General features: G+C 48.5%; 14 protein-coding genes. 7 read left to right on the plus strand and 7 right to left on the minus strand.

Annotated features, from left to right (window positions below):
* Positions 1 to 62 precede the first annotated feature (62 nt).
* Positions 63 to 974, minus strand: coding sequence for a DMT family transporter (locus tag H6G50_RS22645; protein WP_190721632.1), 912 nt, complete (start codon positions 972 to 974; stop codon positions 63 to 65).
* A gap of 93 nt (positions 975 to 1067) precedes the next feature.
* Between H6G50_RS22645 and H6G50_RS22650 the strand changes: the two genes are divergently transcribed.
* The 5 genes from H6G50_RS22650 to H6G50_RS22670 all read left to right on the plus strand — a co-directional run bounded on the left by H6G50_RS22650 (position 1068) and on the right by H6G50_RS22670 (position 4606).
* Positions 1068 to 1553 carry a DUF4079 domain-containing protein gene (locus tag H6G50_RS22650; RefSeq protein ID WP_190721634.1) on the plus strand — a complete coding sequence of 162 codons (486 nt, stop codon included), beginning with the start codon at positions 1068 to 1070 and terminating at the stop codon, positions 1551 to 1553.
* A 283-nt stretch (positions 1554 to 1836) separates the two neighbouring features.
* A complete protein-coding gene (gene tadA / locus H6G50_RS22655) occupies positions 1837 to 2343 on the plus strand; it encodes a tRNA adenosine(34) deaminase TadA (protein WP_347239986.1) in 507 nt (168 codons plus the stop codon).
* 136 nt (positions 2344 to 2479) lie between these two features.
* Positions 2480 to 3190: a lysophospholipid acyltransferase family protein gene (locus H6G50_RS22660; protein ID WP_190721636.1), complete on the plus strand. Its 711-nt coding sequence runs from the start codon at positions 2480 to 2482 to the stop codon at positions 3188 to 3190.
* 69 nt (positions 3191 to 3259) lie between these two features.
* Complete coding sequence (locus H6G50_RS22665; protein WP_190721638.1) at positions 3260 to 3757, plus strand: hypothetical protein; 498 nt, start codon at positions 3260 to 3262, stop codon at positions 3755 to 3757.
* 102 nt (positions 3758 to 3859) lie between these two features.
* Positions 3860 to 4606 (plus strand): metallophosphoesterase, encoded by a 747-nt coding sequence (locus tag H6G50_RS22670; RefSeq protein ID WP_190721640.1) that lies wholly within the window; start codon positions 3860 to 3862, stop codon positions 4604 to 4606.
* On the opposite strand, the gene H6G50_RS22675 is transcribed toward H6G50_RS22670, so the two are convergent.
* From H6G50_RS22675 to H6G50_RS22700, 6 genes are all read right to left on the minus strand, one after another.
* Positions 4594 to 5241: a VTT domain-containing protein gene (locus tag H6G50_RS22675; RefSeq protein WP_190721642.1), complete on the minus strand. Its 648-nt coding sequence runs from the start codon at positions 5239 to 5241 to the stop codon at positions 4594 to 4596. The genes H6G50_RS22670 and H6G50_RS22675 overlap by 13 nt on opposite strands.
* Positions 5242 to 5538: 297 nt before the next feature.
* Positions 5539 to 6921, minus strand: coding sequence for a cytochrome P450 (locus H6G50_RS22680; protein ID WP_190721644.1), 1383 nt, complete (start codon positions 6919 to 6921; stop codon positions 5539 to 5541).
* A 33-nt stretch (positions 6922 to 6954) separates the two neighbouring features.
* Entirely contained in the window at positions 6955 to 7443 is a 489-nt protein-coding gene (locus H6G50_RS22685; protein ID WP_190721646.1) for an HAD domain-containing protein, read from the minus strand.
* A gap of 66 nt (positions 7444 to 7509) precedes the next feature.
* Positions 7510 to 8481 (minus strand): alpha/beta hydrolase, encoded by a 972-nt coding sequence (locus H6G50_RS22690; protein ID WP_190721648.1) that lies wholly within the window; start codon positions 8479 to 8481, stop codon positions 7510 to 7512.
* Positions 8482 to 8538: 57 nt separating this feature from the next.
* Entirely contained in the window at positions 8539 to 8832 is a 294-nt protein-coding gene (locus H6G50_RS22695) for an isochorismate lyase (RefSeq protein ID WP_190721650.1), read from the minus strand.
* A gap of 72 nt (positions 8833 to 8904) precedes the next feature.
* On the minus strand, positions 8905 to 10620 hold the full coding sequence (locus H6G50_RS22700) for an iron uptake porin (RefSeq protein ID WP_190721652.1): 1716 nt from the start codon (positions 10618 to 10620) through the stop codon (positions 8905 to 8907).
* A 697-nt stretch (positions 10621 to 11317) separates the two neighbouring features.
* Between H6G50_RS22700 and H6G50_RS22705 the strand changes: the two genes are divergently transcribed.
* Both H6G50_RS22705 and H6G50_RS24600 read left to right on the plus strand, forming a co-directional pair.
* Positions 11318 to 12064, plus strand: coding sequence for a PEP-CTERM sorting domain-containing protein (locus H6G50_RS22705; protein ID WP_190721654.1), 747 nt, complete (start codon positions 11318 to 11320; stop codon positions 12062 to 12064).
* Between the two features lie 395 nt (positions 12065 to 12459).
* Complete coding sequence (locus tag H6G50_RS24600) at positions 12460 to 15630, plus strand: HEAT repeat domain-containing protein (protein ID WP_190721656.1); 3171 nt, start codon at positions 12460 to 12462, stop codon at positions 15628 to 15630.
* Positions 15631 to 15642: the final 12 nt, after the last annotated feature.

Raw genomic sequence — 15642 nt, forward strand, 5'->3', positions numbered from 1 at the left:
TCTTGATACCTCACATCCTAAATTTCCATCGATTCTAGAATAGTGCAGAACTTTCTAGCCGTTCAGCGAAATAAAATAAAAATGCCCGCAACTGCCAAACTCGTCCCCAGCAGCGCTCTGAGGCTGATACGCTCTCCCGATAGGGCAGAAATCGGCAAAATGAATAAGGGACTGGTGGTGAGGAGGGTTTGGGCGATCCCGGCGGGCGAGTATTTAAAGGCGGTTTGTTGGAGAATCATGGCGAGATAGGTTCCGCTGAAAGCAGCAAGCACGACGAGGGAGAGGAGGCGCGGCGACTTTTTTAACTTTTTTAAGGATGGGAGAGGTTGTTTGGGCGATCGCAAGGCCAGCAGCAAGCCGATAACCGCGATCCCCGCGCCAATCCGCAATAAACTGCTCCAAATCGGGCTAATTTCCGTTCCTGCTAATGCAGCGCGCGAGAGGACTCCAGCGATCGCTTGGGAGAGTTGGGCGAGTAAGCCCCACAGTAAGCCGGTTTGGAAGCGTTGCGGCGAAATAACGGTATCGCGCCGCGATCGCTCGCAAATCGTCCAAGCCACGCCGAAGAGAGTCAGCGCAATGCCGCATCCGGAGAGGACTTCAAGGCGTTCGCCCAAAAACAGGAGTGCGATCGCGGCAGAGAGGGGAGAAGAGAGTGTTTCTAGCAGCAAGGCTTTACGCGGCCCCAAAGCGTTCAAAGCCAGAAAATAAGCCGTATCGCCCAACCCGATTCCGATCGCGCCGCCCAGGAGTAATAAAGCCGTGGAACGGGGATTGAGGCGATCGATCCCCAATCCCAATCCGATTAAAGTCAAGCCCAGCAAAACCGACGCGATCGCACCTTTCATCAAATTAAGCTGGAGTGGCGGAATTTTCACCCCAACGCGCCCGTAAATCGCAGTCGCCGCCGCCCAACAAAATGCAGCACTCAAGGCGGCGAATTCTCCAGTAAAGGGCGAAATTGCAAGTTGCATCAAAAATCCGGGGAGGCAGTCCAGGCTCATGCTACCCCAATTGGCAACATTTCGTTACAATTCTTCCCGGAGTATTCAACTGACTGGAAATTGATGAACGACTTACGCGACTTTTTAGAACCGATCGCTGCTGGGTTTCGGAGCTTCGGAGTGCCAGAACCCATCGTACATTGGGGGCATCCCCTGATGATGGGAATCGTTATTTTCGTTATGGGAACTTTTGTCGGTTTAACCGGATGGCGCGGGCGAATTTTAGCTTCAACAGACGGTGAAGCCGCAATTAAAAACCGCAGCGAACATCGCAAAATTGCCCCTTGGATGTTTCTGTTTATTGCCCTCGGTTATACCGGCGGTATTCTCTCGCTGGTGATGCAGGGCGAACCCATTTTAGAAAGTCCGCACTTTTGGACGGGTTCGGCAGCCGTAGGATTGCTCGGATTGAACGGCCTAATTTCTGCAACGAAATTTGGCGGCAATAAAGAATCCTTGCGCGCCGTTCATGCGTATGTCGGAAGTTTTGCCCTGGGTTTATTAGTGCTGCATACCTTCTTAGGGCTGAAATTAGGACTTTCGATTTAATCCTTTTGAAAGGCTAGTCTCTCGCTGGCAGATTAAGCTTAAACTGGCTCGTCCCGATCGCTGGAAATTCCCGCCGCACTTTACTCGGGCGCAAGTGCTGAATTTGCGCCCGTAAAACTTAGGATTCGCTCGAATTAAATCTTGTCCCTTGGGTAGATGCAGCAATAAGGAAGAAAACGTAAACTTTACGCCATTGGTCATTCAATTTCTGTTAAATTCACACTTTGATGGTTTTGTCAATAGCCAGTAATTGAAGCTAACCGTTAACAGGGATTAAAAATTAGTGCTTGAAAAAAACCCGATCGAGGAGACAACATACCGCATCCATCAACATTGGATGCAAAGGGCATTAAAGCTGGCACAAGAAGCCGGAGAATCCGGAGAAGTGCCGGTGGGAGCCGTAATTGTCGCTCCTGGGGGCGTAATGCTGGCTGAAGCAGTCAATCGGAAAGAACGCGATCGCGATCCGACCGCCCATGCCGAAATTTTAGCTCTCCGAGCCGCCGCCAAAGCGATCGACACCTGGCATCTCGATGGCTGCACCCTGTATGTTACCCTCGAACCTTGTGCTATGTGCGCCGGAGCAGCAATCCACGCTCGCATCGGTACAATTGTCTACGGTGCGGACGATTCCAAAACTGGCGCAATTCGGACTGTCGCCAACCTACCAGACAGCCTCCTCTCAAATCACCGCTTAAGCGTCCTAGCAGGCATCCGAGAAAACGAATGCCGCAGTCAACTGCAAGCCTGGTTTGCCCAGCGTCGCACCCGAAAATTCATGCTTGAATGACAATGGTTTAACTGTCCCTTCAACCCAAGACATCAGCCCCTAAAAAAACTAAGGTAATGTCATAACTCAGGAACAGCTTGCTGCTACTGATTGTCTTTAGTAAACTTGCCTTATTTCCCCGCTCGCATAGATAAAGATGTCGAACTCCAACGAAGCTATTTCTTCCCGCATTTCGCCCGTATTCGCTCGCGTCGCTTATGCCCTCGGCTCTCGTCTCGTTTTACCCTTTTTCTTCGGGCGTATTGAAATTATCGGACAAGAAAATGTTCCTTGCCAAGGCCCCGTCATTTTTGCCCCCACCCATCGTTCGCGCTGGGATGCCTTAGTCGTTCCCCTCGCCGTCGGCAGATTAGTCACCGGACGCGATCTCCACTTCATGATCTCCTGCAACGAGTATAAAGGGCTGCAAGGCTGGTTTATGAAACGTTTGGGCGGCTTTCCTGTCGATCCTCTGCGCCCCTCAATTAGCTCCTTCCGTCACAGCGTGCAACTCCTGCGTCGCGGCGAAGCCCTCACCATTTTCCCCGAAGGCAATATTTACCGCGAACAAAAAGTTCAACCGATTAAAAGCGGCGTTGCGCGGATTGCCCTGGAAGCGCAATCGCACCTGCCCGAAGAAGCCGTTAAAATTGTCCCGATTAGCTTGTCCTACTCCGAATCCTGCCCGACTTGGGGGAGTGAAGCCCGAGTGGAAATTGGTAAACCCATTGATGTTTCTCATTACCGCAATGGTTCGATTCGCACAAATGCACCGCGTCTGACTGCCGAACTCGAATCTGCTTTAAAAGATTTGCACGAAGATCGACAAACCTCAGATTGTCAGGTTTGGCTTCCCAGTGCATCTTAAGGGCTTTTTGCTCGCGCTCTTTCGATTGAGCTTATGCCAGAATAGAATCTATCGGTTCATTGGTGGGCTATGAACGCAATCAAACAATACTGGCGCTTCGCGATCGTGTTAGTTTTCACCGTAGTGCTGATATTAGCTTCGGCAACTTTAATTCAGGCTGCCCCAACAGGTGAGATTGCAGAAGCGCCAGCATTGAGATACGCGGTGAGTGGCTGCCAGAGCGAGCAAGAGCAATCGCAAAGTCTCGCTAAAGGCTCCTATCCCGCCAAAAAAATTTCGGTAGCGGTGGATAGAGATAATATTAAATTTGCTCATGCGCTGTCCTACGTTTGTTGCGCGGACTTACGTTTAGAGCGCCGAGTTGAAAATAGCGAGATTGCCATTACGGAAGTTAATGAGGGCGATTATTGTCGCTGTATGTGCGACTATTCCATCGAAGCAACGCTCGGTCCCCTCGCTTCTGGAACTTACGATCTTAAAGTCTTTGGGGTTCGCTATCAACCTCCTTCCGGAGGGTATGAAATCGATCCGCAGTTATTATTTCAAACCCAACTCGACATCGAATAGCGTCCATCGTTTTCGCTCTTACAACCTCAATGGATGAGAGCAAGTCAATTCGTGAATTAACTCTTCCCTCTTCCCTCTTCATCATTCATCATTCATTAATTCGTGCTTCACATCGCTCAAATCACCGATACCCACCTATTTTGCGATCGCGCTCAAACCCTCTGGGACCTACAAACCGCCGCCTCATTTCAAGCCGTTATCCAACGCTTGCAGCAACTCGAACCGCAACCAGATATTTTACTGCTTACGGGAGACTTATCGCAAGATATGACCCCCGAATCCTATCAACATTTGTGCGATGAATTAAAATTCCTCGATATCCCAATTTATGCGCTACCGGGGAATCACGACGATCTCGATACAATGGCGAAAGTGTTAAAAAAAAGCTCGATTTCTCTCCAAAATGAATTTACCGTTAGTAACTGGCAATTTCTCCTTCTCAATTCTACCATTCCCGATCGCGAAGAAGGCTATTTATCGGCAGAAACTTTAACCTGGTTAGAACAAAAATTACAGCAAAATCGCGATCGATTCATTATTATTGCCCTGCACCATCCCCCCATTGCCGTCACGCCAAAATGGGAAAAGAGTATGCTGCAAAATGCCGACGATTTGTTTGCAATCCTCGATTGCGCCCCCCAAGTTAAACTCGTTCTCTTCGGTCACATTCATCAAGCTTTCGAGCGAGAACGAGAAGAAATCCTCTATCTCGGTACGCCTTCAACTTGCCAGCAATTTGATGAAAACGACGAACTCGCGCCCAAGCAGCAACCCGGATTGCGCCTAATCGATCTTACATCCGACGGAACGCTAAAAACGCGAGTCGAGCGTATTGCTTATTTTTCTTGAGGTTCGTATGTTTCTTGAGGTTCGTCTGGGGGGGAATTTTTTGCAGAACGGTGTTCGGCGACAACGTGCCAAATAGAAGGCGCGATCGAAACGAGAATAATAACCGCAATAATTGGCAATAAATATTTATCAACATCGGGAATCACTTTACCCAGAAAGAACCCCAATAACGTTACGCCAACCGTCCAAACTGCGCCGCCAATCAAGTTGTAAGTCATGAAGGTTTTGTAGCGCATAGCAGCCGTCCCCGCGACGATGGGGGCAAAGGTTCGGACAATGGGCATAAAGCGGGCGAGAACAATTGTTTTTTGCCCGTGTTTGGCATAGAAATTTTGCGTTTGAATGAGATATTTACGCTTAAAAATTCTCGAATCTTCTTTCTGAAATAATCGACGACCGAAACGGTGTCCCGTTGCATAACCGACATTATCCCCGAAGACCGCACACGCAAAAGCCCCAAATATCAAAACAAAGATATTTAAAAAGTTTTGCGAAGCGAGAAACCCAGCCGTAAACAATAAACTATCTCCCGGCAAAAAGAAGCCAATCATGAGACCGGATTCTGCAAAGATGATTGCCCAAATCCCTAAATAACCGATATGTTTAATCCATTCTTGGAGGTTTTCGCCGTGCATAGTAGTTTGTCGTTAGACCTGTAAATGTTTTAGGGTTAATTATCGCGCGATTATCTCATCGCAGCGTAACAAACCCGGCTTCTTTAAGAAACCGGGAGGTTCTGTGCGTCAATTTTAAGGGGAAAAAGGGAAGGATAACTGTCGGCGCGATCGCATTTCTGTTAGCGGGACAAAGATTATCCTCTATTCTAATCGAGATAGTGCCAACGTCAATGGTGCAAGTCCCCATTCAAAAAAATAGCAACGCCTTCTCCCCACTTCCTTTAATATTGTACTAACGCCGAGCCTTAAATCATCTCAAGTTACTAAACTCATAGCATCCAATTGACGGTTGCGATCGCGCGTTCTCTTTAACTTCACGCGCACTCCTCCCGCTGGTGTCATTGTTACGCCCCGCCGTTCGGGTTTAACGGGCTTATTATCAGCCAGTTCAAACTCACAATGCGAGAGTAAAGTTGCTAAAACTAACTTCATTTCTAATAGGGCTAAAGCATAGCCGATACAACGCCGATTTCCACCCCCGAAAGGAACAAATTCATAAACCGTATATTGCCGTTCGAGGAAGCGTTCCGGTTTAAACTGTTCGGGTTCTGGATATAAATCTTCGCGGCGATGAGTGAGATAAATACAAGGAACTAAAGGCGTATAAGCACTATAACGCTGCCCCATCACTTGTACGGGTTTTAAGGCAACGCGAGGAGCGGAAATAATAGCAACCGGATAGATACGAAGCGTTTCATTACAGAAGGCATTGAGATAAGGGAGTTTCGCGATTTCTATCGCCTCGATATTATTCCCTGCCGTCTCCAACTCCGCCAGTAACTTAGCGCCGACTTCCGGTAAAAAATGCACCCAATACATCGCCCAAGCGAGCGCAGTCGCCGTCGTTTCGTGTCCGGCAAATAATAGCGTCATCAGTTCGTCGAGCAATTCGCGATCGCTCATGGGGTTGCCATCTTCGTCCCGCGCTTGCATCATTAAACTGAGAATATCTTCGCGATCCGATTGAGAGCGATCGCGTCGTTCGTTAATTTCTTCTTGTAACAAGGCTTCAATCTTTCTTTGTTGTAGCAGCATTCTACCCCAAGGACTCCACGAACCCCAATCTTTTTGTAGGAAATCAAAGAAAATGAAACTCGATCGCAACGGAGAATTGGTAATTTCTAAAATACTCGCCAGTAGCGGCTTGAGTTGGGCGTAGCGCTCGCCCTCTCGCAAGCCAAATACCGCTTGCATAATCACTTGCAAAGTAATCTCTTGCATGAGATCCCTCGCAATAAAAGTTTTTCCAGGAACGAGTTGTTGTGCGGCATTTTCTGCAATCTCTTGAATCATCCTGCCGTAAGATTGTAGCCGTTCTCCGTGAAAAGGTGGCATTAAAAGTTTTCGTTCTCTTTTATGGCGATCGCCATCCAACAACAGTAGGGAATTATCGCCGACTAAAGGACGTAAAATGCCGTTAGAACTTCCCGCAGTAAAGGCATCATAACCCCCCATAAAAATTTCTTGGTTCGCTTGGGGATGGCTGAAGAATACCATCGGTTGCCAATTACTAAATCTCACCGTAAACGTTTCGCCGTAGCGTTTCGCGTTTGCATCCAGGTAAGCGAAAGGATCGGCAATCCACTGAATTAATTGTAGAAGCTGTGGCGCTCTCGGTCCGTCATGGAGTTGAGTCATTTGTAAAGACGATTGATGAGGTAAGGAATAGCTCTATTCTAACGATTGATTCTCTAGATCGGTAGATAAGTAGAGTTTTAAAGATAGCGCCGCCCCTTCATCAAAGCCCTCATTCGCATCAGTAACGACGACTCGCGCGCTCGGAGGATAATGCTCTCTAATATCGTCGATTGCAACCCAAAAGTCATTTTCTGCCCGAGCTTGTTGCAAAAATTCTAACACTTCTTGATGGCGAAGGTATTGTAATTTATGGATGAGTTGGGGCGGCAAAAAAGGGGTGAAACCGACGACGCGATCTGCTAGATTTGGCGAAAATAAGCTGCGCGTGAATTCAAAGGAAAAGATTTCTCGCCAGGATGAGGAAATCACGATTAAAACTTCGGGGTAATGTTCCAACACTCCTTCAAAGCGCTGCAAGCAGGCTGAATCAAATTGCAATCTATTTTCCTGCGACCGGGAAACATCGAAAGTTTTTTCGGGAACTAAAACTCCATCAATATCGAGAAATATCCAGGTTGTCATTCATCCCTCACTTCTAGTTTTTGTCAAGAATTTGTAGCTTTTACATTCATCGCGATCGCGCCGCGCTTAATCCTTAATTCGATCTAACACTTTTTTAACCGCAGTGACAATCGCATCGGGACGATCGATCCAGACAAAATGACTGCTTTTATCCGCCTCGATTTGAATGAGATTGGGTGATAGTTTGCTGAATTTTAGGTGCATTCTATCGCGCGCTCGATTAGCGGTTTTTAAAGGAAGGGCTTTTGTCCAGAACGAAGGGATAAAAAATGAAGCTGCTTTAAGACTCGCGATGGGAATATCGGATAACTGTTTCGCGAGGCTAACTTGGCGCGCGCTCTCTTCAAGGCTTAACATTTCTCGCGTCATCGTTATCCAATGTTTTGAGCGACAGAAAGAACGTTTTGTATCTTGAAGAGGGGTTTGCTTGAACTTGCGAAGTTCTGGCTTTAAAATCTCAAAAATCCCTAAATCTTTAATGATTCTGACCAGCCCCAAACTCGACCCGATAATCGACATGATAAAGCCGGAGATAAAAAAGAGCTTTAAAAGTTTTAGAGCGCAGGGCAAGGCTAACATTTCCTCCTCGTGCAATCCATCCGTTAGCACAATTCCTGCAACTTTTTCTGGAAATAAGTTCGCATACAAGCGTACATTGTAGCTGCCAAACGAATCGCCGATTAAAATGTAGGGTGGTTCGATCTTAGCAGCGGTTAAGAGCGCGTCTAATTCCTTAGCAATTTGCTGGCTTGTGCGGGGATAAGGACTGCGATCGCTCCAACCGTACCCAGCGCGATCGTAAATGCAAACTTTGCATAATGGGGCGAGTTTGTCAAGCAATAAATATCCTTCAACGCCGCCTAAACTGTGGTCGAGAACAATCGTGGGTTGTCCCGTTCCTGCAATGCACAAATGCAGGGAATATCCGCCGATATCGAACCTTTGACCGGGGGGCAGTTGTCGGTCTTCAAAAAATGTCGCGATCGCGTGATACAATGTTATTATTGCTAACAGAAGCAATTGAAGGTCAACCGGCATAATAACTCCGTTATACGAAAGCCGCGATCGCGACTTGAATCCTAGGTAGTCCTCCGATTAAGACTGCCGCCAGTGTTTCATTTCCTCTTCAATAAAACTCTCGACTAAATCCCGATACATTTTTGCGATCGCGTCTGCATTTAGCCCTTCTTCTTCCGCCCACGCTCGACGCTCCTCTAACATAGCTTCCAAGCGTTCTGGCGCTCGAACTGCCATTTCACTCGTTTTAAACTGAGAGGCAGCCTTAACGTATTCAAAACGCTGACCGAGTAGCGCAATAACTTGACGATCCAAGCGATCGATTTCTGCTCTAATTTCGGTCATATTTTCACAGCGATCGGGGTGCTTCATTCTCGATTAACTGCTCTTTTCAAATAAAATAGCAGCCCGGTTCCTTAAAGAAACCGGGTTTTATAGCCATCGTTAGAAAGAGAAGGTCGTCCGAACCGTTCCCAACCAAAGATCGGGATTAAGGCTATTCATTCCGGGCGCGGTAATCCAGATTAGACCGGGCGTAATTGTAATATATTTATTGACCGGAATTCGGTAGAACGCCTCGACATGATAGCTCGTGTCGCGGTCTGCCCGATTGCCTAAATTATTCCCTAAACCCGCAACATTCAGCGTGCCGATATTCGGACTCGAACCGACTAACTTGGGTTCCATTCCAAACATTAGCCCCAAACGACTTCCTGCCAAACCGAAATCGTCTACACCCACGTAACTATTCCAATACCAAATATCGCCATCGCCGGTATTAATCGCGCGCGCAGCAGTATAACCCGCCCAACCGCCGACAAAGATTTTATCCGTGAGATTAAAAATCGCTTGCACGCCGTAATTATTACTCACTACAGGTGCAGTTCCCGTACCGAAAAATGGATTCCCTCGAACGTTGAAATTTGCCGGACGGCTGCCGATCGCCCACCCCATACCATTACTCGCATAAGCATTAGCATAAGTTAAACCGATTGTCAAGCGCTTGTCAAAGGGCGTAAGGGTTAACTGACCGGCTGCAACATGGTCTCCGCCCAACAAACCCGCTCCCGGCGAGGGATTGCTTGCTTCGCTGGCGAGGTAAGTTCCCGCAATACTGACCCAATCGTTGAGGGCAACCTCTGCTGAAATTCCCGCACCTTGACCGACGCGGTAAATCGGACTGAAACGCCCGAACCGAGAAATCGACCCCGTACCGCTCGATTCAAAGGGACTGATGGGGTTAAACACATCATCGAGGTCTAAACCGCTAGTCCCAACCATCACCTTACCGCGATCGTTGAGAATGGGGAAACTGTACCAGAGGTCGTTAACGAAAACGCTATTGTCGCTGTTGCTTTCAAACCCGTAGCGACCTTCGCGCGTTACGCCGCTGCTACTCAGAAGGGAGTAAGTTCCTGCGTTCCCCGCTTCCAAGCGTACCCGCAGGCGGTCTTTGCCCGTAAAACTGGTGTCGAAGTTGAAGCGAATGCGGTTGACAAAGGTCGCATTGCCGGTATCGGTAAAGCGCCTTTCGCGGATGCCGTCGCGGTTAGTATCGTAGAGTTCCCCCGGGTCGTTGAACATCTCGTTCGCTGCAAAGATGACCTCGGGCCGTAATTTAGTGGTCGTGGAAAATTGATGGTCTTCAAGGAAAGCAGTGCGCGCTTCCAGGTTATCGACGCGGGTTCCTAGGGTTGCCAATTCCGCCTCAAACTCTTGCATCAGGCGGCGCAAGGTTTCCAAGTCTTCTTTAGTCGCGAAACCGCTACCGGATGAGGCGATTAAGCGCTCGATTTGGTTCAAGCAGGCATTTAAACCGGCGGCGAATTCGTAACGAGTTAAAGGACGATTGCCTCGGAAACTGCCATCGGGATAACCCACCAAGCAATCGTAGCGTTTGATGAGGTCGTCGAGGGCTTGGAATGCCCAATCGGTGGGGCGCACGTCGCGGAATTTGGATGCGCCTTGCACGCTTTGTCCGAGGGAACTGTCGATACCTTCACTGCTGTAACTGTCGATTTGTTGCAGCATTTCGCTGCTGCCCGGGAAAGTATTTTCAGCGTCCGGATTGGGGACAGCAGCAGCAAGATTGGCTAGTAATAGCGAACTGCCCGTAACAACAGGAGCAATTTTAAGAAATTGCCAGAGGAATTTTGACATAGGATTTGTTCTCACACCTTAAATCTGAGATTGGTAATTCGATGAGGTTCTAGAGAGCCAGTCCAAGCAAATAACTTGACAAAATTACAGAATTATATTGATGCTTTAGTGAAGATTTCAGGTGTAAGGCAGACATTGCCTTTCCTTGGCTCAAACCAACAAAAGGCTAAATAGTTGGTAATGCGTAGCCAGAGCGATTTTGTCACTCTTCGAGTCGCGGACAGGCCCTCTAGGGTCATTGCTTGCCGTCCCCATTATAGGCGGGTTCTATTTGTTAGGCAAAGGTTAGCTACTCAATTAACACTTTTATTAATTTTTGTCAATGTTTTTTCAACGCATCTTTACCGAAAATTAATAGAGTCACCCAGTAGCCTTTACCACTGTTGTTGCAGGAAAACCTTTAAGCATCAGCATTTGGGCTGATATATCTTTTTTTACCCTATTTTTCTCTATCTTTAAATATATTTTTTTGATGAAGCTGCACATAAACTGTTGGCTCTTCCGAGCGAGCTATGCCAATCTAATTACAGTGATAACACTCAGATAAGCGCGAAATCACCCCCCTAAGTCAGTCACAAAAATAAGTAGGTTACGCAAGATTTTTTAGGGGTAGTTTCTACTAATGACGAAGTTATCGGCAATCGCATTTGTAGAGTAATACTCCTGTCAACCTTTACTTGTTTGGAGATTTGGGAAAATGGCTACCGCAACTATGATGAAAAAGTTATCTTTGGCTACCGCTGGTGCAGCATTGATGGCGCTGGGTGCAACAGTAAAAGCTGCTAACGCTGCTTCAATTGTCAATGGTGGATTTGAAACTGGAAACTTCTCAGGATGGACGGTAGTTAACCAAGCATTTAGTAGTGGTAACTTTTTCAATACTGCTGGAGGTAGTGCTCCATTATCTGGTATTCCGATTTCAGGTGCAAGTGAAGGGACGCGATATGCAGTGACCGACCAAGGGGGCGGAGGCTCACACGTTTTGTTTCAAGATATCTTCCTAGAAGCGGGTTCGCAGTACCAACTCTCATTTGACTGGTTTGCTCAGACTTCTATACCCCTTTTCAATCCGGAAACCATGAACGCATTTGGCGTTGTTAATCAACAGTTCCGAGTGGATATTGTTTCGGCTGGATTTAGCGACTGGTTTGACAATTCTTCATCGGCTGGGGTACTAGCCAATATTTTAGCTCCAACTGTCTCCCCCGATCGGTGGACTAGCACCACATTCGATTTAAGTGCATGGGCAGGTCAAACAGTGCGATTGGCTTTTCGGGAAGTTGACAACCAAAATTTTTTCCAGGCTGGTGTTGATAATGTGAAAATTAGTTCTACTCCTAACCAGGCAGTTCCCGAACCCGCTTCTACACTTGGTTTGCTAGCGCTTGGTGCAATGGGTGTAGGTTCGACGCTGAAGCGTAAAGAGCAAAAAAATGCAGGCTAACAAGTTGTAACAAAACTGTCAAACCATCAAAACGTAATCCGTGCTTTTCTTAAGGAAAGCGCGGCTACTTTTTTTGGATGCTGTGGTACTTAGAAACCAAGTTTCTGGGGTGTCTGAGTAGAGAATGTCATAGACGATCGCTCGCTAAAATTGGTTGTAAGTTATACCAATTTAAGATGACTTTGCCGAGAATTAACTCTCCTAAATTTTCAGGATAACGGTGCGTTACGCTTTGCTAACACACCCTACTTTTCATTCTATGCAGCTTCACATCAATCTGGTATTAGCACTATTCTCAATTATCAGATCCCTGTTGCTTGAACGCAGTACGCTTGAAGCGATCGCGTTTTTCCCCTCTGGCTGTAGCCACGATCGCGGACGCTGATTAAAATAGAGTGACGATTTATCGAGCAGGCGATAGCGCTACCGCTTTGGCAATGGCATACCTCTTCAACCTCAAACAATTCATCAAGCGGTGTCTCGGATTGAGGGGCGAATCGGGTTCTCGCCTCGCCCACCTACTGCTTCTTGCTGTTTCGATGATGGGGTTTAGCGTGGTAGGACTGACGGCGGCGAGTTCGCTGTTCCTCTCTCGCGTGGGGGCGAATTATTTACCGCTTTCCTACGTTCTGATGGGTTTGGTTTCCCTCCCCGCTTATACGTGGCTTTCGCAAGTGGTGGATCGCTACAATCGCGTGCGCTTGTGTCAAGCTTTTTTAATCTCGGCGGCGCTATTTTTCCTAGCCCTGCGCGGTTTGCTCGTTTTCGATGCAACTTGGACTTACTACGCTTTGCACGTCGGTTGTTACTTCCAGTGGATTCTCGTTCCGGAGGTGCTGTTTGCGAGTTTGGTGTCCGATTATTTCACCGCGCTCGATTGGAAGCGTTACGCGCCGTTTTTGAAGATGGCGATGGCGGTGGGCGGTTTGCTGGGGGGCGGTTTGACGGTTTTGCTGGCGGCAGAGTTTCCGCCAGAAAATTTATTTTTAGTTTTACCGATTTTCTACGCGATCGCGTTTTTCCAACTGGTTTATCTGAACTCCCGACAGCGCCCCATCTCTGCTCCGACTGTTGCTGATGGGGAAGGGGAAATTAATTGGCAAACATTACCCACCTTACTGCAAGATTATCCGATTATTTTGTTCTTGGCGAGCAGTACCTTTTTCTATATTCTTCTGTACAGCGTTGCCGAGTTTACCTATTTGGGAATCTATGCCGAACAGTTTAGCGACCCTCGAGAACTGACGAGCTTTTTGGGGACGATGCGCGCGGCAAACAATATTTTGCCGTTTTTTATTCTCTATTTTGTGACGCGCGCTGCGATCGCGAATTGGGGCGTGAGTCGCTCCAACCTCATCTATCCCCTCACGACTTTCCTCAGTTTCCTCGGACTGTCGCTCAATTTCAATTTACCGGCGGCGATCTTCAGTAACGTTAATGCCGATGGATTAGATGATAGCCTCAATCAACCGATTCACAATTTAAATTACAACGCCGTTCCTTATGCCATTGTCGGACAGGTGCGCGCGATCGCGAATGGCTTGATTTATTCTTTTGGTTTAGCAGTTTCGGGACTAATTTTATGGGTGTCTAAATCCCTTTTAACCCCGAACCAAATTGCTTATACCGGGATTGGGTTAAGCGTACTCTTCCTCGTGGCGCGCTACTGGATGGGACAAAGTTACGTGCGATCGCTTCTCACTCTGCTAAAATCCGGTGCTGCTAACCTCGAGCAAGTCGGCGAAGGATTCACGCATCTCCCCCACCGCTATCGCTCCCAAATTCGCCTTTTATTAACCCGCGACGATTCCCTTTCGCAAAATTTAGGCTTAGAACTGGCGCGACGCATCGAACATCCCAGTCAGTTTCTCCCGGAAGTCGATGCTTTGCTCGAGCGCCTCGATCCCAGTTTAGAGCGATCGCTGCTTAACTTTTTTAAAACCCCTGGCGATCCCGAACTCTCGCGCTATCTGCACCGATGTCTTGTTTCTCCTCACGAAACCGTCCAGCGCCTCGCACTACTTGCCACCATTGCCAGCAAACAACCCATCGAGCGCCACGAACTGCACGCTTTAGCGCTTAGCCTCGATCCCACCATCCAAGCGTTAACTTACATTGCGGTTGAGGAAGCGCAGTATGATGATGAAGAATTCCGCGCGCTCTATCCTCCCTCTTGGTTGTTGAATCTCGATCGCGCTGCGGCAAGCGTTACGATTGATAGTCTCCGCAGTACCGGCGATCGCAAGTATATCCCCCTCCTGACTTCCCTCGCATCACATTCTTGCCCGGAAGTCAAGCGACAGGCGCTAGAAGCATTAGCCTTGTTAGCGCGTTCTGGGGATCTCGACCTCGCCCTCCTCGCCGCGACAGAATTAACCGCTTTCGACCCGCCCCTGCGTGCCGCCTCCTTAAAATTATTGAGCGTAGCGCGCCATCCCGCCGTCTTACCCCAACTCGCCCGGGGGCTAGAACATTCCAACTTAGCAGTACGTTTGTGGGCAGCCAAAGCGCTGGCTGCGTATGGAGAAGAAGGATTGCCCCTAGCGGCCAAGCAATTGCGATCGCCGCGCGCTGAAGTCACCGAAGCCGCGATCGCCGCGATCGGTCAAGTACGGACGCGCGCCGCAGAAGACCTCCTGTTTGAGGATTTAAAAGCCGATTACAGCTTAGTATTACCGAGTTTGCGCTGGCAGGCAGCCATTCCCCCCCACAACCCAGATTTAAACCCCCTGAAGATTGCGCTGGAAGATTTCCGCGATCGCGTAAGCCATCGCGTCCTTTACGTCCTCTCCAACCTCGATCGCGAAGGCACTGCCAGCACGATTCGCCGCATCCTCAATACCTCCGACGCGCGCCTAAAAGCCAACGCCCTAGAAACCCTCGCTGCTAGTCCCTATCGGCGGTTTGTGGTTCCCGTTCTTCCCCTATTCGAGCCGCAACCTGCCGGAACCTATAACTTAGTTGCCACTCAAAAAAGTTTAACCGAAGCGTTGAATGCGAGCAATCGCTGGATTCGTTTGGCGGCGAGCTTTGCCACGGGCGGCGGCGTACCCAATAGTTGGCAGTGGCCCGAGGAATTCACCCCCGAGGATTTGCCGCCGACACCGAGCGCGGAAGCCCAATTTCTCGAGCGCACCCTATTTCTAAAAACAGTATCCCTACTCCAACCGCTTTTCCTAGACGAACTGTTACTTGTCAATCGCGCCTTGCGCTGCGAGCATTTTGCGGCTGGAGAGATTCTGTGCGCGGCGGGAACGATGGGGCGCGGGCTGCATATTGTTTGGCGAGGCAAAGTCGAGATCGCACCAACGCCTTCTACAGAAACGCTTGCCGCCAGAGCGCACGGAGAATCCGCTCTTTCGGTTCTCGAACCGACGGAGATCGAAGTATTGCCGTATCTGAAACCGGGGCAATTTTTTGGGGAGATGACGCTGCTGGACGATACCCCTTTAAGTTTCAATGCGATCGCGCGATCGCATTGTACGATTTTAACCCTTTCAAAAGGCGATTTCAGCGCCCTCGTAGACCTTTATCCGCGATTGTTAATGGGATTATCCAATCATTGATATTGTAGACTT

Origin of the sequence: Oscillatoria sp. FACHB-1406, assembly GCF_014698145.1 — a bacterium.
Lineage (GTDB): Bacteria > Cyanobacteriota > Cyanobacteriia > Cyanobacteriales > Spirulinaceae > FACHB-1406.